20 protein-coding genes are annotated in these 19,465 nt (G+C 58.8%); 6 read left to right on the top strand and 14 right to left on the bottom strand.

Annotated elements, in window-relative coordinates; translation table 11 throughout:
- The first annotated feature begins 74 nt into the window (after window positions 1–74).
- Together FJD34_RS03940 and FJD34_RS03935 are read left to right on the top strand one after the other, a co-directional pair.
- Complete coding sequence (locus FJD34_RS03940; protein ID WP_083204911.1) at window positions 75–719, top strand: 1-acyl-sn-glycerol-3-phosphate acyltransferase; 645 nt, start codon at window positions 75–77, stop codon at window positions 717–719.
- Complete coding sequence (locus FJD34_RS03935) at window positions 716–1,426, top strand: HAD-IB family phosphatase (RefSeq protein WP_090292046.1); 711 nt, start codon at window positions 716–718, stop codon at window positions 1,424–1,426. The genes FJD34_RS03940 and FJD34_RS03935 overlap by 4 nt, the downstream gene beginning before the upstream one ends.
- A 9-nt stretch (window positions 1,427–1,435) precedes the next feature.
- Here the strand turns inward: FJD34_RS03935 and garD are convergent, their stop codons facing one another.
- The 4 genes from garD to kdgD form a co-directional block, all read right to left on the bottom strand.
- The gene (garD, locus tag FJD34_RS03930; protein WP_032860111.1) at window positions 1,436–2,989 is read right to left on the bottom strand and encodes a galactarate dehydratase; all 1,554 of its coding nucleotides are present in this window, start codon (window positions 2,987–2,989) and stop codon (window positions 1,436–1,438) included.
- Window positions 2,990–3,001: 12 nt separating this feature from the next.
- The gene (locus FJD34_RS03925) at window positions 3,002–4,366 is read right to left on the bottom strand and encodes an MFS transporter (protein ID WP_032860112.1); all 1,365 of its coding nucleotides are present in this window, start codon (window positions 4,364–4,366) and stop codon (window positions 3,002–3,004) included.
- A 193-nt stretch (window positions 4,367–4,559) separates the two neighbouring features.
- Window positions 4,560–6,005 (bottom strand): aldehyde dehydrogenase family protein, encoded by a 1,446-nt coding sequence (locus tag FJD34_RS03920; RefSeq protein ID WP_032860113.1) that lies wholly within the window; start codon window positions 6,003–6,005, stop codon window positions 4,560–4,562.
- A gap of 54 nt (window positions 6,006–6,059) precedes the next feature.
- A complete protein-coding gene (gene kdgD, locus FJD34_RS03915; RefSeq protein ID WP_032860114.1) occupies window positions 6,060–6,971 on the bottom strand; it encodes a 5-dehydro-4-deoxyglucarate dehydratase in 912 nt (303 codons plus the stop codon).
- 226 nt (window positions 6,972–7,197) lie between these two features.
- On the opposite strand from kdgD, the gene FJD34_RS03910 reads away from it, so the two are divergent.
- Window positions 7,198–8,355 carry a phospholipase gene (locus FJD34_RS03910; protein WP_065944213.1) on the top strand — a complete coding sequence of 386 codons (1,158 nt, stop codon included), beginning with the start codon at window positions 7,198–7,200 and terminating at the stop codon, window positions 8,353–8,355.
- A 188-nt stretch (window positions 8,356–8,543) separates the two neighbouring features.
- Complete coding sequence (locus FJD34_RS03905; protein ID WP_032860116.1) at window positions 8,544–8,741, top strand: hypothetical protein; 198 nt, start codon at window positions 8,544–8,546, stop codon at window positions 8,739–8,741.
- 25 nt (window positions 8,742–8,766) lie between these two features.
- Here FJD34_RS03905 and FJD34_RS03900 read toward each other — a convergent pair whose 3' ends face one another.
- The 8 genes from FJD34_RS03900 to rplM all read right to left on the bottom strand — a co-directional run bounded on the left by FJD34_RS03900 (window position 8,767) and on the right by rplM (window position 14,556).
- Window positions 8,767–9,516 carry a FadR/GntR family transcriptional regulator gene (locus FJD34_RS03900; protein WP_032860117.1) on the bottom strand — a complete coding sequence of 250 codons (750 nt, stop codon included), beginning with the start codon at window positions 9,514–9,516 and terminating at the stop codon, window positions 8,767–8,769.
- A gap of 151 nt (window positions 9,517–9,667) precedes the next feature.
- A complete protein-coding gene (locus FJD34_RS03895; RefSeq protein ID WP_032860118.1) occupies window positions 9,668–10,084 on the bottom strand; it encodes a ClpXP protease specificity-enhancing factor in 417 nt (138 codons plus the stop codon).
- 17 nt (window positions 10,085–10,101) lie between these two features.
- Window positions 10,102–10,719 carry a glutathione S-transferase N-terminal domain-containing protein gene (locus tag FJD34_RS03890; RefSeq protein WP_027604841.1) on the bottom strand — a complete coding sequence of 206 codons (618 nt, stop codon included), beginning with the start codon at window positions 10,717–10,719 and terminating at the stop codon, window positions 10,102–10,104.
- Between the two features lie 150 nt (window positions 10,720–10,869).
- Complete coding sequence (locus tag FJD34_RS03885; RefSeq protein ID WP_032860119.1) at window positions 10,870–11,649, bottom strand: cytochrome c1; 780 nt, start codon at window positions 11,647–11,649, stop codon at window positions 10,870–10,872.
- Window positions 11,649–12,860, bottom strand: a complete 1,212-nt coding sequence (locus FJD34_RS03880; RefSeq protein WP_003188526.1) for a cytochrome b — start codon at window positions 12,858–12,860, stop codon at window positions 11,649–11,651. Before FJD34_RS03880 ends, FJD34_RS03885 begins: the two co-directional genes overlap by 1 nt.
- Window positions 12,860–13,453 (bottom strand): ubiquinol-cytochrome c reductase iron-sulfur subunit, encoded by a 594-nt coding sequence (gene petA / locus FJD34_RS03875; protein ID WP_032860120.1) that lies wholly within the window; start codon window positions 13,451–13,453, stop codon window positions 12,860–12,862. The genes FJD34_RS03880 and petA overlap by 1 nt, the downstream gene beginning before the upstream one ends.
- Window positions 13,454–13,720: 267 nt before the next feature.
- Complete coding sequence (rpsI, locus tag FJD34_RS03870; protein WP_003216038.1) at window positions 13,721–14,113, bottom strand: 30S ribosomal protein S9; 393 nt, start codon at window positions 14,111–14,113, stop codon at window positions 13,721–13,723.
- A 14-nt stretch (window positions 14,114–14,127) separates the two neighbouring features.
- Window positions 14,128–14,556: a 50S ribosomal protein L13 gene (gene rplM, locus FJD34_RS03865; RefSeq protein WP_029291908.1), complete on the bottom strand. Its 429-nt coding sequence runs from the start codon at window positions 14,554–14,556 to the stop codon at window positions 14,128–14,130.
- 247 nt (window positions 14,557–14,803) lie between these two features.
- Here rplM and FJD34_RS03860 point away from each other — a divergent pair, with 247 nt between their 5' ends.
- Entirely contained in the window at window positions 14,804–15,844 is a 1,041-nt protein-coding gene (locus FJD34_RS03860; RefSeq protein ID WP_032860121.1) for an NADP(H)-dependent aldo-keto reductase, read from the top strand.
- 123 nt (window positions 15,845–15,967) lie between these two features.
- Here the strand turns inward: FJD34_RS03860 and FJD34_RS03855 are convergent, their stop codons facing one another.
- Window positions 15,968–17,104 (bottom strand): acyl-CoA dehydrogenase family protein, encoded by a 1,137-nt coding sequence (locus FJD34_RS03855; RefSeq protein WP_032860122.1) that lies wholly within the window; start codon window positions 17,102–17,104, stop codon window positions 15,968–15,970.
- 220 nt (window positions 17,105–17,324) lie between these two features.
- On the opposite strand from FJD34_RS03855, the gene FJD34_RS03850 reads away from it, so the two are divergent.
- Entirely contained in the window at window positions 17,325–18,245 is a 921-nt protein-coding gene (locus tag FJD34_RS03850) for a GlxA family transcriptional regulator (RefSeq protein ID WP_174553311.1), read from the top strand.
- Between the two features lie 67 nt (window positions 18,246–18,312).
- Here FJD34_RS03850 and zapE read toward each other — a convergent pair whose 3' ends face one another.
- Entirely contained in the window at window positions 18,313–19,407 is a 1,095-nt protein-coding gene (gene zapE / locus FJD34_RS03845; protein ID WP_032860124.1) for a cell division protein ZapE, read from the bottom strand.
- Window positions 19,408–19,465 lie beyond the last annotated feature (58 nt).

Raw genomic sequence — 19,465 nt, 5'->3', positions numbered from 1 at the left:
TCATGGTGAGTCTGATCGCCTGGCCGTTACCTCTGGCTGTCAGACGCATCATGTATCGAGGCCTTCTAGGGATAATGGGTATCCGGATCCGCTGCACACACTCATCACGGCAAATCGCCCTTCTCACCGACGGCTGCGTGGTGGCCGCCAATCACGTCAGCGTGATTGACCCGTTCGCCATCCTGGCGATGCCTGGCGCGACGCTGGTGGCGTCCAGCGGTTACAACCGTTTTATCGCCTTCACGGCCTTCCTGCTGCTCAAATGCTCGGGTGGGCAGTTCTGGAACGGTGCAGATAAGAAGGCCTTCTCCCGCAACCTGCATAAACTGCGCACCCACCCACAAGGCACCGCGCTTTACACCACCCCCGAAGCGACCATTAACAATGGCCGGGGCTTGTATCGCTTTCGCGCGGGGCTGTTGAGCCGCGGCTTGCCCGTGGTGCCGCTGGCCGGACGCCTGATTTTACCCTTCGGCCTAGTCGCCAGCCCGCTGCATGCTTCTGGCCTGGCGAGCTTCCTACGTGTGCTGATGATGCCCTGGGCCATCTGCGAAATGACCTACCTGGAGCGCCTCGAACGCCAGGAGCAGCAAAGTGGCCAGGCGTTTGCCGACCAGGTCCAGGCACGCATTGCCCAACACCTGGGTATCGCTGCGACCCTGTGGACCCGCGAGGATAAACACCAGTATCGCCAGCTAGATAAGCAGGTACGCCCGTGACCACAGCTGACACAACCCATGTAATCTTCGACTTTGACCAGACTCTGGTGAACCACGAAAGCACCCTGGAAGTCATCAAGTCGGCGCTTGGCGACGGCCCCGGCGCCCAGGCTACGCTGGAGCAACTGCAACGGCTGGCGCCCAAGGCGTTGGCCGGCCGGGCCAGTACCTGGGAGCTGCTGTCCTTGATCAAGCTGATCCCGCGCATCCGCAAGCGCCATATCAACCACTATGTCGACGCGATCATTGGCAGCCTCGACCCGGACCTGATGCTGATGCTGATGCTGCGTAACCTGCAACGCGAGGGCACACAAGTGCATATCCTGTCCGGCGGCTACATCGAGTGGATCGCCCCCATCGCCCGCTCGCTGGATATCGACACACACAACGTGATCGCCAACCGTCTGTTCTGGGCCGGTTCGCGGGCCCTATGCCCCTGGCCCTCACCGCTGATAAATCCCGGGCGCGGCAAGAGCAGAATCGTCGGGCAATGGCGCCAGAGCGGCAAGCTCAAGGGCCGGGCCGTGATCGTCGGAGATGCCCGCTCTGACCATCAGGTGTATGTCGATGGCTGGGTAGACGGCTTTGTCTGTGCGGACTACTACACGCGCCACCCCATGCCTGCAATGTCCGGGCACATCCTTCGCGCGACCAGCCCGCAACAGGTCTACCCCCATCTGCAGGCATTGATCAGCGCGCTGCCCTAACCCCAAGGCCTAGGTGATCGGCGCCGGATTGAACAAGGTAATGTCATTGTGCAGTTTGTGCCTCTCAGCCCAGGTCTGCTTCTTGCCGCTGGCCACATCCAGATAGAAGTGGAACAACTCCCATCCCAACTCTTCGATGGTTGCACGGCCAGTGGCGATCCGCCCGGCATCGATATCGATCAGGTCCGGCCAGCGCTGCGCCAGTTCCGTACGGGTCGAGACCTTCACCACCGGCGCCATCGCCAGCCCATAGGGCGTGCCGCGACCGGTGGTGAACACATGCAGGTTCATCCCCGCCGCCAGTTGCAAGGTGCCGCAGACAAAATCGCTGGCCGGTGTCGCGCAGAAGATCAGGCCTTTGCCCTTGAACCGTTCGCCAGGCCCAAGCACGCCATTGATCGCGCTGCTGCCGGATTTGACGATGGAGCCCAGGGACTTCTCGACAATATTCGACAACCCGCCCTTCTTGTTGCCCGGCGTGGTATTGGCGCTGCGGTCGGCCTCGCCCTTGGCCAGGTAGCGGTCGTACCAGTCCATTTCCCGCACCAGTTCCCGGGCAACATCCTGGTTTTCCGCGCGGGAAGTCAGCAGGTAAATGGCATCGCGCACTTCGGTGACTTCGGAAAACATCACCGTCGCCCCCGCCCGTAACAACAAGTCCGAGGCGTAACCCAGCGCCGGGTTGGCCGTGATCCCGGAAAAAGCGTCACTGCCACCACATTGCATACCGAGGATCAGCTCCGACGCCGGTACGGTTTCGCGGCGGCGCAGGTCGAGTTTCTTCAGGCGGGTTTCGGCCAATTCCATGATCTGCTCGATCATTTCGGTGAAACCATGGCTTGCGTCCTGCAGGCGATACAACCACGGTTCACTGAGGTCCACCGAGCTGTCGTTGTCGTGCATCACCTGCCCGGCCTGCAGTTTCTCGCAGCCCAGGCTGATCACCAGGGCTTCGCCACCCAGGTTCGGGTTGCGCGCCAGGTTACGCACGGTACGGATCGGGATATAGGCGTCGGTGGCGGTAATGGCCACGCCACACCCGTAGCTGTGGGTCAGGGCCACCACGTCATCGACATGCGGGTACTTGGGCAGCAACTCGTCCTTGATGCGCTTGACCGCGTGGTCCAGCACGCCGGTCACGCACTGCACGGTGGTGGTGATGCCGAGGATATTGCGCGTGCCCACGGTGCCATCCGCGTTGCGATAGCCTTCGAAGGTAAAACCTTCCAATGGCGCCTGGGCCTCGGGCACTTCGGTGGACAGCGGCAAGCTGTCCAGCGGCGGCGCCGTTGGCATGCGCAACTGATCTTCCTGGACCCAACTGCCTCGCGGTATCGGCTGCAAGGCGTAACCGATGGTCTGGCCATAGCGAATAATCTGACCGCCTTCGGGGATATCTTCCAGGGTCACCTTGTGGCTCTGGGGAATGAACTCCACGGTCACCAAGCCGTCCGGGAACTCGGTCCCGGCCGGCACGCCCTGGTCATTGACCACAATCACTACATTGTCGCGCTCGTGCAAACGAATGGAGCGCGGCGAGTCGGCATGTTCAATCAACTGCATCGCACGGCCCCTTCAGGATTGCGCTTGGGTAAGGTTAGTCAACTCGGGGCCTTTGCTCGGTGGCTCGTTGAGCACCACGCGCTTGATCGGACCGACGATCACCAGATAGCTGAACACCGCCACCAGCGCGTTGGCGCCGACGAACACCAGGGCCCACTTGAACGAGCCGGTGGTGCTGATGATGTAGCCAATCACGATCGGCGTGGTGATCGAAGCCAGGTTGCCAAAGGTGTTGAACAAGCCACCGCTGAGGCCGGCGATCTGTTTCGGCGAGGTGTCGGACACCACCGCCCAACCCAGTGCGCCAACGCCTTTGCCGAAGAAGGCCAGGGCCATGAAGCCGACGACCATCCATTCCACGTCCACATAGTTGCAGGCAATGATGCTGCTGGAGACCAGCAGGCCGGCAATGATCGGCGCCTTGCGTGCGAAGGTCAGGGAATGGCCCTTGCGCAGCAAGTAGTCGGAAATAACCCCACCCAAGACACCGCCAATAAACCCGCAGATCGCTGGCAGCGAGGCGATAAAGCCGGCCTTGAGGATGGTCATGCCACGGTCCTGCACCAGATACACCGGGAACCAGGTCAGGAAGAAGTAGGTAATGCCGTTGATGCAGTACTGGCCCAGGTACACACCGAGCATCATGCGATTGGTCAGCAACTGGCGGATGTAATCCCACTTCGGCCCGTCGGTTTTCTTACCCTTGGCCTTGTCCTGATCCATATCGACCATCGCCCCGTTGGCGGCGATGTGATTGAACTCGGCCTCGTTGATCAACGGGTGCTGGCGCGGGCTGTAGATCACTTTGAGCCAGATCAGCGAGAACACGATACCGATCAGACCCATCACGATAAACACATGCTGCCAGCCGAAGCTGTAGACGATCCAGCCCATCAGCGGTGCAAACAACACCGTGGCGAAGTACTGCGCCGAGTTGAAGATCGCCGAGGCCGTACCGCGTTCGGCGGTGGGGAACCAGGCCGCGACAATCCGCGCATTACCGGGAAAGGAAGGCGCTTCTGCCAGGCCGACCAAAAAGCGCAGCATGAACAGCGCAACCACGGCGGTGGAGACCCCGAACTCACCGACATAGCCTTGCAGCACGGTGAACAGCGACCAGGTGAAGATGCTCAGGGCATAGATTTTTTTCGAGCCGAACCGGTCCAGCAGCCAGCCGCCGGGGATTTGCCCGGCCACATAGGCCCAACCGAATGCAGAGAAGATGTAACCGAGGGTGACCGCGTCGATGCCGAGGTCTTTTTGCAGGCTGGAACCTGCGATGGCGATGGTGGCACGGTCGGCGTAGTTGATCGTGGTCACCAGGAACAGCATGAGCAAGATCAAATAACGGACGTGCGTCGGCTTGGTCGCTTGCATGTAGATGTACTCCCACTAATTATTTTTTTTGCGGGTAATGGTTGTGTGTTGCGTAACGCTGGCTCTTGTAGGAGCGAGCTTGCTCGCGAAAAACGTCAACGATAACGCGTACATCCAGGTAGGTCGTGTCGCCCTGAAGTTTTTCGCGAGCAAGCTCGCTCCTACAGAAACCCCCTCTTTACGGGGGGTGGGTTTATGAGCCGATGTAGCTGGTTTTCACCACGGTGTAGAACTCTTGCGCATAGCGACCTTGCTCACGCGAACCGTAGGATGAACCCTTCCGGCCACCGAAGGGAACGTGATAATCCACACCCGCCGTCGGCAGGTTGACCATCACCATCCCGGCCTGGGAGTGGCGCTTGAAGTGGTTGGCGTATTTGAGCGAGCTGGTGGCAATGCCCGCCGACAAGCCGAACTCGGTGTCATTGGCCATGGCCAGCGCCGCCTCGTAGTCCGCCACGCGCACCACATTGGCCACGGGGCCGAAGATTTCTTCACGACTGATGCGCATGGCGGCTTCGCTGTCGGCAAACAGCGTCGGCGCCAGGAAGTAACCTTCGGTGTCGCAGGTCACCAGGCCACCACCGCTGACCAGCCGCGCGCCTTCGCCCTGGCCGATGTCGATGTATTTCAAGTCCTGGTCCAATTGAGCCTGGGACACCACTGGGCCAATATCGGTCCCGGCATGCAGGGCATGCCCGACCTTGATCGACTGCATGCGCTCGGCCATGGCCGCGACGAACCGGTCATGAATCCCGGCCGTCACGATAAAGCGACTGGACGCCGTGCAACGCTGGCCGGTGGAGTAGAACGCGCTCTGCGCCGACAACTCGACGGCCTGCTTGAGGTCGGCATCATCGAGGATGATTTGCGGGTTCTTGCCGCCCATTTCCAACTGCACCTTGGCCTGGCGCGACACGCAACTGACCGCGATCTGCCGCCCTACGCCCACGGAGCCGGTGAAGCTGATGCCATCGACCTTCGGGCTGTTGACCAGCGCATCACCGACCACTCGGCCACTGCCCATCACCAGGTTGAACACGCCACTGGGGAAGCCGGCGCGGGAGATGATTTCTGCCAGGGCCCAGGCACAGCCGGGCACCAGGTCTGCCGGTTTGAGCACCACGCAGTTGCCGTAGGCCAGGGCCGGGGCGATTTTCCAGGCGGGGATGGCAATCGGGAAGTTCCACGGGGTGATCAGGCCCACCACGCCCAAGGCTTCACGAGTGACTTCGACATTGACCCCAGGGCGCACCGACGGCAGGTAATCACCGGACAGACGCAGGCATTCGCCGGCGAAAAACTTGAAGATATTGCCGGCGCGGGTCACTTCGCCAATGGCTTCGGGCAGGGTCTTGCCCTCTTCGCGGGCCAGCAGCGTGCCGAGTTCTTCACGGCGCGCGAGGATCTCGCTGCCGACTTTATCCAGTGCGTCATGCCGGGCCTGGATGCCGGAAGTCGACCATGCCGGGAACGCCGCGCGGGCGGCGTCGATGGCGGCGTTGACCTGGGCCAGATCGGCCTTGGCGAAATCGCCGATGACATCCGACAGATCCGACGGGTTGATATTGCTTGAGTAGTCAGCACCGGCCACCCACTGGCCACCGATGTAGTTGTCAAAACGCTTGGCTTGGGACACGAATCTTCTCCTGACGCAAAAAGCCGCTGATGACTCAGCGGCTTTGTTATTGGGTTACTGCGCGCCTTGCTTATCGATCAGCGCAGCCAGGGCTTCGTACTCTTCCGGCAGCAGATCGGTCAGCGGGGTACGCACCGGGCCTGCGTCATAGCCGGCGATTTTTGCGCCCGCCTTGACGATGCTCACGGCATAACCGGCCTTGCGATTACGGATGTCCAGGTAAGGCAGGAAGAAGTCATCGATGATCTTGTCGACGGTGGCGTGATCTTCCCGGGCAACTGCATGGTAGAAGTCCATCGCGGTTTTCGGAATGAAGTTGAACACCGCCGAGGAATACACCGGCACGCCGAGGGCCTTGTAGGCAGCGGCGTAGACCTCTGCGGTCGGCAAGCCGCCCAGGTAGCTGAAACGGTCACCCAGACGGCGACGGATCGACACCATCAGCTCGATATCACCCAGGCCATCCTTGTAGCCGATCAAGTTCGGGCAACGTTCGGCCAGGCGCTCCAGCAGTGGAGCGGTCAGGCGGCAGACGTTGCGGTTGTAGACCACCACGCCAATCTTCACCGATTTGCACACCGCCTCGACGTGGGCGGCGACACCGTCCTGGCTGGCTTCGGTCAGATAATGCGGCAGCAGCAACAGGCCCTTGGCCCCCAGGCGCTCGGCCTCCTGGGCGTATTCGATGGCCTGGCGCGTGGAGCCGCCAACACCGGCGAGAATCGGTACGCTGGTGGCGCAGGTATCAACAGCGGTTTTCACCACTTGGGAATATTCACTGGCTGCCAGGGAGAAAAACTCACCGGTACCGCCGGCTGCAAACAGAGCGGTGGCGCCGTAAGGGGCCAGCCACTCCAGGCGCTTGATATAGCCCGCCTGGTTGAAATCACCCTGGGCGTTGAAATCGGTCACTGGGAAAGACAGCAGACCGTGGGAGAGGATGGACTTCAGTTCTTGTGGATTCATTATTCGAACACCCTGGGTAAAGACTATCAATGAACAGTTATTGTTAATGTCGTACGTCATCGTACAACTATAAAATCGTTCGTCAATATTATTTCGTCGCTTGCCAGGATTTTGCGTTCGTTTATAGAGAGCGCCTTGACGTAGGAAATTATTCCTCTATTCTCGTGACAACTGTATATACATACAGTTAATAAGGAAGAGTCCTACGACATAGCAAGGAGCTAACATGTCAGAACTTAAATCGATCAACATCAAAAACCCTATCCCTTCCCTGCGCTTCGAGGGCGGCGAGCACACCGCCATTGGCGATGACACCCAACTGCGTTTTGTGCAGGGAGAACCCTCTATTCCGGGTGCTAACGTCGAGTTGCACCTGCCCAACGGCCTGGCCCTGACCTATGGCCAGATCATCTCCCTGGGGGGGGATTTCTACGGCATTCCCGGTCAACCCATCAGCGATGGCGCGTCGGCAGCCGACCGCGTGCAACGCTTTAGCGCGGCCTTCAACTCGCTGGCAACGTTGCCGGCATCGCGGGCCGAAGCGGGCCAAATCCTCGCGGTCATGCAAAAAGAGATCAATGCAGTCAAGCAGGCCATCAAGGACGGCAAACAACCGCACGAGGCCTATGATGCATTAGGAGATACGTTGTCTGAAGAGTGGAACCGTATCACTGGCGGCGGCAGCGTCGTATCAGCGATGGTGCCACTGGGTCGCTATCTGAAGCTGGCGGCCGACAATGCCGACCATTTCGGTGAATGGGCGCTGTCAGCCTACCTGGCCGGGCATACTGCCGCCCTGCAACAAGCGGTAGTGGCTCACCAGAACGGCAGTGATCAGCAATTGGAATTGGCCTACGCCATGAACAGCTTTGCCGATCACTTTTTGACCGATCTGTTTTCTGCGGGCCACCTGCGCGTCCCGCGCAAGCAACTGGCGGCGGTGGTCACACCAGGTGAATTGGGTTCGCTGATCAGTCGTTTTATGCACGATGAAGACAGCAAGTTCGGGCTTAACGTGCGCAACGCCCTGGGCGATGAGTGGCATGCCTATGGTGACAAGCGCTATTTCGATAGCAACGATGCCGCCAACCGCACCCAGGTCAAGCGTGCCGTGCAGGCTTCGGCCGACGAGATATTCGACGCGTACATCAGCGGTATCGCGCCCTCCCCAGCCACGTTCAAGGCACCGCTGCATGTGCCGGACCTGAATGCGGCGAACAACCCGGCAAATAACTTTTCGCCATTGTTCAAGGCCGAAGGCGACAAGGTGCTGCGGCGCAAGGACGTCAACAACCTGAATGACAAGCAGTGGACCAATGATTGGTGGGGGTGGAGTACGTATTTGTTGCTTAAGGACTACAAGCCGAATAACCCGCTGCCTTGAGGTAGCCATAGTTCCCCTGTGTACGGATGACTCGCACACAGGGGACCGTTCGTCGTCACTGTGAATTCTGACAGTATCAGCGATATGCTTGCTGCCCCTAGATTGGATGCCACCACCAAGCTACCTCAACAGCAAGAGGTGCAGTCACCTTGGAGGCCCTTTACTAATCCAGAATAGTGAGGCACACCATGGCAACTAAAAAAAAATGCACGTTCACATCCAAATCCAATAAATCCAAACCCGGAACACAGAATATCGATGCTGCGGACCTACCCAATATCGGTGACACCGTTCAACTTGATGGTGATCCGCCTGCATTGATCCTGGCCAAAAACTTCCATATCGACAATGGCGAAGTTACCCAAATCGACTTTACCCTGGCGTGATACACCTCCCCCGACAAACACAGAATCACCCCCGCTGCGCCTGCGCCTCTTCATGAGCCTGGCGCAGCCGCTCCCGACTGTTAGTCAAATGCAAGCGCATCGCCGCCCGCGCCGCATCCGAATCCTGGCGGGCAATCGCCTCATAAATCTCCTCGTGTTCACGACTCAGGCGGCTCATGTAGTGCTGCTGGTCATCATGGGCCAGGCGCGCTGAATTCAGGCGGGTCCGCGGGATAATGCTGGTGCCCAGGTGCGTCATGATGTCGGTGAAGTAGCGGTTGCCGGTGGACAAGGCAATCTGCAGGTGGAACTGGAAATCCGAGGCCACCGCATCGCTGGCGTGCGCCGCACTTTCATTCAAGGCATCGAGGGCCGCGCGCATCGCCGCCAGTTGCTCGTCACTGCGGCGCTGGGCCGCGAGACCGGCGGACTCTACTTCCAGGCTAATGCGCAGCTCCAGGACCGCCAACACATCACGTAACGTCACCACCGTGGCGGGATCAATGCGAAAGCCGCTGGGGCTCGGCGTATCCAACACAAAAGTGCCGATACCATGCCGGGTCTCCACCTGCCCGGCCGCCTGCAAGCGCGAGATCGCCTCGCGCACCACCGTGCGACTGACCCCATGGGCATCCATGATCGCCGACTCGGTGGGCAACTTGTCGCCACGCTTGAGCTGGCCGTCGCGGATCTGCTCGGACAACACCGTGACCAATTCCTGGGCAAGGCTGCGGCGCTTGCGGGGAAGACGCGGGGCGGGGCTGAGGTTTTCCATGGGTAGCCAATTATCTCGATGATCCAAAGGCGCATCATAGCCCAAGCGAGTTGTACGATCACCGCTCACCATGACTTTGTACCGGGCAAAAAAATGCCCCGGCCAAAGCCGGGGCATTTTATTCAGCACGCGCCCGCAGGCTCATGCTCCGTCACTTCACCACTTTCAAGCTCGGCCGGCCAGTAGGGCGCGGCGGCTCGGAGTCCGGTGGCGGCAGGTCATCATCTTCAACTTCGATCGCTTCGTCGCCTTCAAGAGACGACTCCAGATCAAACACCATGCCCTGGCCATTCTCCCGGGCATAAATCCCCAGGATCGCGCCGATAGGCACATAGAGCGTATGCGGTACCCCGCCAAAACGCCCTTCAAAGCTGACCGCTTCATTGTCCATGTGCAGTTGACGTACGGCACTGGGCGAAACGTTCAGGACAATCTGTCCATCACTGGCAAAACCTTGTGGCACCTGCACCGCAGGAAACTCGGAATTGACCAGCATGTGCGGGGTGCAATCGTTATCCACAATCCACTCATAGAGCGCGCGGACCAGATAAGGTCGACTGGAGTTCATCAACGGCTCCTTAAGCCTTAGCGCATATCGCGTTCGACGCCAGACAGACTTGCCTGGAAAGCCTCACGCGCAAACTGGCGCTCCATGTAATCAAGCAGCGGCTTGGCAGGCCGCGGCAATTCAATGCCCAGAATCGGCAAACGCCAGAGTATGGGTAATAGGCAGCAATCGACCAGGCTTTGTTCCTCACTGAGGAAAAAAGGTTTGTCGGCAAATAACGGTGAAACGCCGGTCAGGCTCTCGCGCAATTCCTTGCGCGCCTGCACACGGGCCGCTTCTTTGCTGCGTGTATCCAGAATCAGATCCACCAGCCCACACCAGTCACGCTGGATCCGATGGATCAGCAGGCGGCTGTTGGCACGTGCCACGGGATAAACCGGCAGCAAAGGTGGATGGGGGTAACGCTCATCCAGATATTCCATCACCACGGTTGACTCCCACAGCGCCAGGTCACGATCGACCAGGGTGGGCAAGCTGCCGTAAGGGTTCACTTCGATCAGTTTCGGCGGATGACGTCCCACCTCCACACTGATGATCTCGGCGCTGACACCCTTCTCTGCGAGCACGATGCGTACTCGGTGGGAATAGTGGTCGGCGGGGTCGGAGTAACAGGCCAACCGATTGGTCACGCCCATGGCGGTCCTCCTCGCTTGTTGAAATTATCGAAAGCTCAAAAACGAGCGCGCCCAGAAAGCATCTCCCGTAACACCTGGATCAACCAGAGCGTTACCCGTTCAGAGACGTCGCTGGGCGCGCAAGATTAACAGCAATTGCCTAAGGTTGGATCAATGCACATCCTTCCAGTATTCGCGCTTGAGCAAATAAGCGAATACGAAGAAGAACGCCAGGTACAGCAACACATAGGTACCGATGCGTTGATGCTCCAGTTTGACCGGGTTGGCGGAGTACGCCAGGAAGGTCACCAGGTTCTTGACCTTCTCGTCGAACTGCTCCTCGTTCAGCGCACCGCTCTTGGGCACGATGGTCAGTTGATCACAGGCTTCATGGGTCAACGGCGTGCCGGTCAGCGGGTCATATTGCTTCTTGCCGTTTTCAACGACTTGAACCTGCTTGCATCCTACCACCTGGCGACCTTGCAGGCCGACCAGCACGTTAGGCATGCCGACGTTCGGAAAGACCTTGTTGTTCACGCCCCAAGGACGTGTCGGGTCTTCGTAGAACGACTTCAGGTAGCCATACAGCCAGTCTGTGCCACGTACGCGAGCGACCAGGGTCAGGTCAGGCGGAGCAGCACCGAACCAGGCCTTGGCATCAGCCGGTTGCATGCCGATGTTCATATGGTCGCCAATCTTGGCGCCCGTAAACACCAGGTTGCTGAGCATCAGGTCATGCGGGATGCCCAGGTCATCGGCAACGCGCTCGTAACGCTGGAACTTGGCGCTGTGGCAGCCCATGCAGTAGTTGGCGAACGTACGGGCGCCGTCTTGCATGGCCGCCTTGTCAGAAACGTCGATGTCGACTTTTTCCAGTTCAACACCTGCACCGGAAGCAAAGGACAGGGCCGGCAGGGCAGCAAGAATCAATGCAGCGAATAATTTTTTCATCAGCCAGTCACCCTTTCCGGAACCGGTTTTGTCTTCTCAAGCCGGGTGTAGAACGGCATCAGAATGAAGTAGGCGAAGTACAGGAAGGTGCAGACCTGCGACAGCAACGTACGCTCAGGGGTTGGCGCCAGTACGCCCAGCACGCCCAGGATCACGAACGAGATGCAGAACACCCACAGCCAGATCTTGCTCAGCCAGCCTTTGTAGCGCATGGACTTGACCGGGCTACGGTCGAGCCACGGCAACACGAACAACACGGCAATGGCTGCACCCATGGCAATCACGCCCATGAGCTTGTCGGGAATCGCCCGCAAAATGGCGTAGAACGGGGTGAAGTACCAGACCGGGGCAATGTGTTCCGGGGTCTTGAAGGCGTTCGCCTGTTCGAAGTTCGGTTTTTCGAGGAAATAGCCGCCCATTTCCGGGAAGAAGAACACAATCGAGCAGAACACAAACAGGAACACCACTACGCCGACGATATCTTTGACGGTGTAGTAAGGGTGGAAAGGAATGCCGTCCAGCGGAATGCCGTTCTCGTCCTTGTGCTTCTTGATGTCCACGCCGTCCGGGTTGTTCGAGCCCACTTCGTGCAGCGCCAGGATGTGCAGTACCACCAGGCCGAGAATCACGATCGGCAAGGCCACCACATGCAAGGCAAAGAAGCGGTTCAGGGTGATGCCGGAGATCAGGTAATCACCACGGATCCACTGGGTCAGGTCGTTGCCGATGACCGGAATCGCGCCAAACAGCGAGATGATCACCTGGGCACCCCAGTAGGACATCTGCCCCCAAGGCAGCAGGTAGCCCATGAAGGCCTCTGCCATCAGCGCCAGGTAGATCAGCATGCCGAACACCCACACCAGCTCACGTGGCTTCTGGTACGAGCCGTAGAGCAAGCCACGGAACATGTGCAGATAGACCACGATAAAGAACGCCGAAGCGCCAGTGGAGTGCAGCAGACGCAGGATCGAGCCGTACTCGACGTCACGCATGATGTATTCGACGGAAGCAAACGCCTCTTCTGCCGACGGGGTGTAGCTCATGGTCAGCCAGACACCGGTAACGATCTGGTTGACCAGCACCAGCAGTGCCAGGGAGCCAAAGAAGTAGAAGAAGTTAAAGTTCTTCGGCGCGTAATACTTGCTGAGATGGTCTTCCCACATTTTGGTGGCGGGGAAGCGCGCATCCACCCAATCCATGAACTTGCTCATTACGCGCTCTCCTTATCGACACCAATGACAATAACGTCGTCAGATTCGTAGTTGTGCGGCGGAACCGGCAGGTTCAACGGGGCAGGCTGGGACTTGTAGACGCGACCGGCCAGGTCGTAGTGGGAACCGTGGCAAGGGCAGAAATAACCGCCAACCCAGTCCTTGCCCAGATCCACAGGCGCGACTTCCGGGCGGAAGGTCGGCGAGCAACCCAGGTGCGTGCAAAGACCGACCAGCAGCAGAATTTCTGGCTTGATCGAACGCGCTTCGTTTTGGGCGTAGGCGGGTTGCTCGGAATTCTTGGACTCGGGGTCAGACAGCTGGCCCTCGATCTTCTTCAGATTCCCCAGGATTTCCTCGGTACGACGAACGATGAATACTGGCTGGCCGCGCCATTCAGCAATCATCTGCTGGCCTGGCTCGATCTTGCTGACATTCACCTTCACCGGTGCACCTGCGGCTTTCGCCTTGGCACTGGGAAACCATGACCCCACGAACGGGACCGCAGCCCCCACCGCTCCTGCAGCACCCACCACGGATGTGGCTGCTACCAAGAAGCGACGCCGGCCTGCATTCACGCCGTCATTGCTCATTCAGTCCTCTCCCATCAGCTTTTTGGCCTGTTAAATCAGGCGTCTACTAAGTATTAAATCTGAACTTATAAAAATTTTGCCGAATGGTAATGAAAAGCCCCACCTCTGACAAGGTAATTACCCGAAGCCCAAGCTCCAAGCCTTGTAGTATAGGGGGTCTACGGATGTGGCAAGTTGTCACACAGAAAAAACCTGCATAAAACGCGGGCAATAAAAAACGCCCAGCTCCGTGAGGAGGCTGGGCGTTTTTGTGGAACGTAAAGCGAATTAACGCTTCGAGTACTGCGGACGCTTACGCGCTTTACGCAGACCGACTTTCTTACGTTCAACTTCACGGGCATCGCGAGTCACGAAGCCAGCTTTGCGCAGAGCGCCGCGCAGGGTTTCGTCGTACTGCATCAGAGCGCGAGTGATACCGTGGCGGATTGCGCCAGCTTGACCACTTACACCGCCACCGATGACGGTGACGTAGATGTCGAACTTTTCAACGGTCTCGGTCAGTTCCAGCGGCTGACGAACTACCATGCGGGCAGTTTCGCGACCGAAGAAATTTTCCAGAGTGCGGTTGTTGATCGAGATGTTACCAGTGCCCGGACGCAGGAAAACGCGTGCGGTTGCGGTTTTGCGACGGCCAGTGCCGTAATTTTGAGTCGCCGACATAATGAACTATTCCGTTAAAACTTCAGTTCTTGGGGCTGCTGAGCAGCATGAGGGTGAGCAGCGCCCGCATAGACTTTCAGCTTGCGATACATGTCGCGACCCAGTGGGCCCTTCGGCAGCATACCTTTAACCGCGATCTCGATCGGGGCTTCAGGCTTCTTGGCAATCAGGCCTTCGAAGTTCGAAGACTTGATACCGCCTGGGAAACCGGAGTGACGGTAGTACATTTTGTCGCTTGCTTTGTTGCCGGTTACACGAACCTGCTCAGCGTTGATGATCACGATGTAGTCACCGGTATCAACGTGAGGGGTGTACTCAGGCTTGTGCTTGCCACGCAGACGGCTGGCGACTTCAGTGGCCAGACGACCCAGGGTCTGACCAGCGGCGTCGACGACAAACCAGTCGCGCTGAACTGTTTCCGGTTTTGCAGTAAAAGTTGTCATTCTTTAATAGCCTCAGGGGCCGCCCTGTAAATTAGACGGCGGATCTTACTGAATAGTGCGTACTTTGACAAGTCAAAGGCAGCCGGATACAGACGCTATCGGGGGCTCGGGTCAGCGCGTCCGTTCAACGGCAAGATTCTTCGGCAGGCGGCGCATCACTTCCACTGCAGAAAGAGGTGGGCAATTATGCAGATTGCGAAAAAAAATTCAACCTGCTTTTATGATTGTTTTGCCGAAGGAGCACCCAATGAAGTATCGACAGCTGGGCCGGACCGATCTGAACGTGAGCGAGATCTGCCTCGGGACCATGACCTGGGGTGAGCAGAATACCGAGGCAGAGGCCTTCGCCCAGATCGAACGGGCCAAAGGCGCGGGGATCAACTTCCTCGATACCGCCGAAATGTACCCGGTGCCGCCCAAGGCCGACACCTATGCCACCACCGAGCGCTACATTGGCAATTACTTCAAGAGCCGAGGCGACCGCGCCGACTGGATCCTCGCCAGCAAGATCGCCGGCCCCGGCAATACCATCGACTACATCCGCGATGGCCAGCTCAAGCACAACCGTAAACATATCGTCGAGGCCCTGGATGCCAGCCTCAAGCGCCTGCAGACCGACTGGATCGACCTGTACCAACTGCACTGGCCGGAGCGCAGCACCAACTTCTTCGGGCAATTGAGCTACAAGCACAAGGATGAGCCCGACCTGACGCCGCTGGAAGAAACCCTTGAAGCGCTCGATGAACAGGTCAAGGCCGGCAAGATCCGGCATATCGGCCTGTCCAACGAAACGCCGTGGGGCACCATGAAGTTCCTGGCCCTGGCCGAGGCCCGTGGCTGGACCCGCGCGGTGTCGATCCAGAACCCTTACAACCTGCTCAACCGTAGCTTTGAAGTAGGCCTGGCGGAGATTGCCATCCGTGAACAATGTGGCTTGCTGGCGTATTCGCCGTTGGCCTTCGGCATGCTCAGCGGCAAATACGAAGGCGGTGCACGGCCGGCCAAGGGGCGCTTGAGCCTGTACAGCCGCTTCAGTCGCTACTTCAACCCGCAGTCGGAAGCAGCGTGCAGCCGTTATGTGGCCCTGGCCCGCGAGCACGGCCTGGACCCGGCGCAGATGGCCCTGGCGTTTGTGACGCAACAGCCGTTTGTGACCAGCAATATCATTGGTGCGACGACGCTTGCGCAATTGGATAGCAATATCGCGAGTGCCGAGCTGAAGCTGTCGAAAGAGGTGTTGGAGGGGATTGAGGCGATTCAGAAGGATCATCCCAACCCTGCGCCTTGATTGATCTTTAAGCCGCCTTCGCGAGCAAGCCCGCTCCCACATTCGACTGCATTCCAAAGATGGAACTCGGTCGAATGTGGGAGCGGGCTTGCTCGCGAAGAGGCCCTCAAAAACACTACAGATTCAAAGCGCCCGCGCAATGATCTCCTTCATGATCTCGTTGGTCCCCGCATAAATGCGCTGCACCCGCGCATCCGCCCAGGCCCGGGCAATCGGGTATTCCCACATATAGCCGTAGCCGCCGTGCAACTGCACACACTCATCGAGCACCTTGCATTGCAGGTCGGTGGTCCAATACTTGGCCATCGCCGCCGTGGGCACATCCAGCTTGCCTTGCAGATGCAACTCCAGACACTTGTCGACAAACACCCGGCCGATCTGCACCTCGGTGGCAATCTCCGCCAGTTTGAAACGGGTGTTCTGGAAGTCCGCAATCGCCTTGCCAAACGCCTTGCGCTCGCGGGTGTAGTCCAACGTCCACTGCAATGCAGCTTCGGCCGAGGCCAGGGCGCCGATGGCCACGGTCAGGCGCTCCTGGGGCAGCTCCTGCATCAGGTAGGCAAAGCCCATCCCGGCCTGGCCCAACAGGTTCTCCTTGGGTACGCGTACATCCTGGAAGAACAGCTCGGAGGTGTCCTGGGCCTTCATCCCGACCTTCTCCAGGCGCTTGCCCTTGTCGAAGCCCGGCGTATTGGCCTCGACCAGGAACAGGCTGGTGCCCTTGGCGCCCGCCTTGGGGTCGGTCTTGGCCACCACAATCACCAGGTCCGCCAGGAAACCGTTGGTAATAAAGGTCTTGGAGCCATTGATCACATATTCGTCGCCATCCAGCACCGCGGTGGTCTTGACCCCTTGCAGGTCGGACCCGGCGCCCGGCTCGGTCATGGCAATCGCCGTGACCATCTCCCCGGAGACCAGCTTGGGCAAATACTTGTGTTTGAGCACCTCGCTGCCGTAATGCAGGATATACGGCGCAACAATGTCCGAATGCAGAGAAAAACCGATCCCGGTCAGGCCCAGCCGTCCAACTTCTTCAATCACCACGGTGCTGTAGAGAAAGTCCGCGCCCAGGCCGCCGTACTCTTCCGGCAGATGGGAACAGAGCATGCCCGCCTCCCCCGCCTTGCTCCACAGGTTGCGATCAATATGCCCCTGCTTCTCCCATTGCGAGTGGAACGGCACCGCGTCTTTTTCGAGGAAGGTGCGCACGCTCTGGCGAAAGAGTTCGTGCTCCGAGCTGAACAAGGTTCTGGGAATCATGGGTCACCTGCGTCGATTGTCAGACAAAAACAAGATCACAGAGCCTAAGCTGCACGGCCGTCACAGGACACTGGACACATGCGACAAAAAATAAGACGATCCAGCCGTTAGTTGACCACTTTCCCCTATAAGAATAATCGAAATTATGTCTAGCCTCGTCTCCACGCCCCTGCGGCGCGTCAGCATTTTGGCCATTGATCGGGTGTTTGCTTCAACCCTCATGCAAGCCAAGGATTTCTTCCACCTCGCCAGCCTGCGTTACGGCAAACAACTAGGCCAGGGCCTCACCCCAGCCTTTGAAACCCGTCTGGTGAGCCCCGACGGGCAATCGGTGCGCAGCTTCAGCGATGTGATCATGCCGGTGGACGGCGGCCTGGAAAACGCCGACATCATTGTGTTGCCGGCCTTCTGGGATGACTTCGACGCCCTGAGCAAACGCTACCCGCAGATCCTGCCATGGCTGCGCGAGCAGCATGCCCGGGGTGCAGTGCTCTGTGGCGAGGCCACCGGAGTCTTCTGGCTCGCCGAAGCCGGCCTGCTCGATGGCAAGGAGGCGACCACCTACTGGCGCTTCTTCAATGCCTTCAGCGAGCGTTTCCCCAAGGTCCAGCTCAATCAGGACAAGCACCTGACCGACGCCGACAACCTGTACTGCGCCGGCGGCACCACCTCGGCCTGCGACCTCTACATCTATCTGATCGAGCGTTTCTGCGGCGCCAACATCGCCCAGGCCGTGGCCCGCGACATTCTCTACGAAGTGCAGCGCAGCTACGCGCCGGGACGCATCGGTTTTGGCGGGCAGAAGCTGCACCAGGACGTGATCATCCTGCAGATCCAGCACTGGCTTGAAGAGCACTTCGCCGACAAGTTCCGCTTTGAAGACGTCGCCCGCGAACACGGCATGAGCATCCGCAACTTCATGCGAAGGTTCCAGACCGCGACCGGCGACAAGCCGCTGCACTACCTGCAACGCCTGCGGATCGAGACGGCCAAGGGCTTGTTGTCGGGCAGCCGCAAGAGCATCAAGACCATCAGCTATGAAGTGGGTTATGACGACGCGAGCTTCTTTGCGCGACTGTTCAGGCAGCACACGGAGTTGTCGCCGAACCAGTATCGCCAGCAGTTCCAGCAGGCCGCCTGACTAAAGCCGGGCACAATCAAATGTGAGAGCGGGCTTGCTCGCTCCCACATTTTGGTTCGGTGTTTGCCTAAGGCTTGTGCGCCCGCGCCAGGAACTCGTGGGATTGCATTTCCAGCAAGCGGCTCAAGGTCCGCTGGAATTCGAAGTTCAAGCGACCGCCAGTGTAGAGGTCCTTGAGTTCGACTTCGGCCGAGATGATCAGCTTGACGTTACGGTCGTAGAACTCATCGACCATGTTGATAAAGCGCCGGGCGATGTCGTCGGTGGTCACGCTCATTTGCTCGACGCCGCTCAAGATCACCGCATGGAAGATCTTGCCCAGTTCGATGTAGTCGTTCTGGCTGCGCGGGCCGTCGCACAGTTCGCGAAAGTCGAACCAGGCCACGTCGTCACAGGTACGCAGGGCAATGATCTGGCGATTTTCGATCATCAACTTATCGTTTTCCACCGCCTGGGTGCATTCCGGCGTCAGCGCGCGAAAGCTCTTGCGCAGGCTTTCGTGGGCTGCTTCGTCGAGGGGGAAGTGGAACAGCTCGGCTTGCTCAAGGTGACGCAGACGGTAGTCGACGCCGCTGTCGACGTTGACGATATCGGTGTGCTGCTTGATCAGCGCGATGGCCGGCAGGAAGCGCGCGCGTTGCAGGCCGTCCTTGTAGAGGCCGTCGGGCACGATGTTCGAGGTGGCGACCAGGGTTACGCCGTTGCGGAACAACTCTTCCATCAAGGTGCCAAGGATCATCGCGTCGGTAATATCGGACACGAAGAACTCATCGAAGCAGATCACCCGGGCTTCCTGGGAGAAACGCTTGGCGATGATGGTCAGCGGGTTTTTCTCGCCATGCAGGGTCTTCATCTCTTCATGCACACGCTTCATAAAGCGGTGGAAGTGCGTGCGCGATTTTTCCTTGAACGGCAGCGCTTCGAAGAAGGTATCGACCAGGTATGTCTTCCCCCGGCCCACGCCCCCCCAGAAATACAGGCCCTTGACCGGCACCAGGTCTTTCTTGCCAAACAACTTGCTGAGCATCCCGGGTTTGCTCTGCGAGGCCGCGACCAGGTCTTCGTACAGGCGCTGCAAATGGCGCACCGCCGTTTCCTGGGCCGCATCATGGAAGAAGTCGGGGCGCTTCAGATCAGCTTGATATCGTTCTAGGGGCGTCATAATTTCGTTAGCAAGGCAACAAAAACGGGCCGTCACTGTAACGATGGCCCCGGATAAT

This window comes from Pseudomonas brenneri, from assembly GCF_007858285.1.
GTDB classification, from domain to species: Bacteria; Pseudomonadota; Gammaproteobacteria; order Pseudomonadales; family Pseudomonadaceae; genus Aquipseudomonas; species Aquipseudomonas brenneri.
The sequence above is the reverse complement of the archived record's forward strand: the minus strand, read 5'-3'. Positions and strand labels throughout refer to the sequence as shown.

What these genes read in the sequence shown, in the direction of transcription:
- FJD34_RS03890 (WP_027604841.1), bottom strand. Translation starts at nt 10,719, where the DNA reads ATGGGCGTGACCAATCGGTTGGCCTGTTACTCCGACCCCGCCGACCAC.
- FJD34_RS03885 (WP_032860119.1), bottom strand. Translation starts at nt 11,649, where the DNA reads ATGAAAAAATTATTCGCTGCATTGATTCTTGCTGCCCTGCCGGCCCTG.
- FJD34_RS03895 (WP_032860118.1), bottom strand. Translation starts at nt 10,084, where the DNA reads ATGAACTCCAGTCGACCTTATCTGGTCCGCGCGCTCTATGAGTGGATT.
- FJD34_RS03850 (WP_174553311.1), top strand. Translation starts at nt 17,325, where the DNA reads ATGCAAGCCAAGGATTTCTTCCACCTCGCCAGCCTGCGTTACGGCAAA.
- kdgD (WP_032860114.1), bottom strand. Translation starts at nt 6,971, where the DNA reads ATGAATCCACAAGAACTGAAGTCCATCCTCTCCCACGGTCTGCTGTCT.
- FJD34_RS03905 (WP_032860116.1), top strand. Translation starts at nt 8,544, where the DNA reads ATGGCAACTAAAAAAAAATGCACGTTCACATCCAAATCCAATAAATCC.
- garD (WP_032860111.1), bottom strand. Translation starts at nt 2,989, where the DNA reads ATGCAGTTGATTGAACATGCCGACTCGCCGCGCTCCATTCGTTTGCAC.
- zapE (WP_032860124.1), bottom strand. Translation starts at nt 19,407, where the DNA reads ATGACGCCCCTAGAACGATATCAAGCTGATCTGAAGCGCCCCGACTTC.
- rplM (WP_029291908.1), bottom strand. Translation starts at nt 14,556, where the DNA reads ATGACAACTTTTACTGCAAAACCGGAAACAGTTCAGCGCGACTGGTTT.
- FJD34_RS03940 (WP_083204911.1), top strand. Translation starts at nt 75, where the DNA reads ATGGGTATCCGGATCCGCTGCACACACTCATCACGGCAAATCGCCCTT.
- FJD34_RS03925 (WP_032860112.1), bottom strand. Translation starts at nt 4,366, where the DNA reads ATGCAAGCGACCAAGCCGACGCACGTCCGTTATTTGATCTTGCTCATG.
- FJD34_RS03880 (WP_003188526.1), bottom strand. Translation starts at nt 12,860, where the DNA reads ATGAGCAAGTTCATGGATTGGGTGGATGCGCGCTTCCCCGCCACCAAA.
- FJD34_RS03855 (WP_032860122.1), bottom strand. Translation starts at nt 17,104, where the DNA reads ATGATTCCCAGAACCTTGTTCAGCTCGGAGCACGAACTCTTTCGCCAG.
- rpsI (WP_003216038.1), bottom strand. Translation starts at nt 14,113, where the DNA reads ATGTCGGCGACTCAAAATTACGGCACTGGCCGTCGCAAAACCGCAACC.
- FJD34_RS03900 (WP_032860117.1), bottom strand. Translation starts at nt 9,516, where the DNA reads ATGGAAAACCTCAGCCCCGCCCCGCGTCTTCCCCGCAAGCGCCGCAGC.
- FJD34_RS03910 (WP_065944213.1), top strand. Translation starts at nt 7,198, where the DNA reads ATGTCAGAACTTAAATCGATCAACATCAAAAACCCTATCCCTTCCCTG.
- FJD34_RS03860 (WP_032860121.1), top strand. Translation starts at nt 14,804, where the DNA reads ATGAAGTATCGACAGCTGGGCCGGACCGATCTGAACGTGAGCGAGATC.
- petA (WP_032860120.1), bottom strand. Translation starts at nt 13,453, where the DNA reads ATGAGCAATGACGGCGTGAATGCAGGCCGGCGTCGCTTCTTGGTAGCA.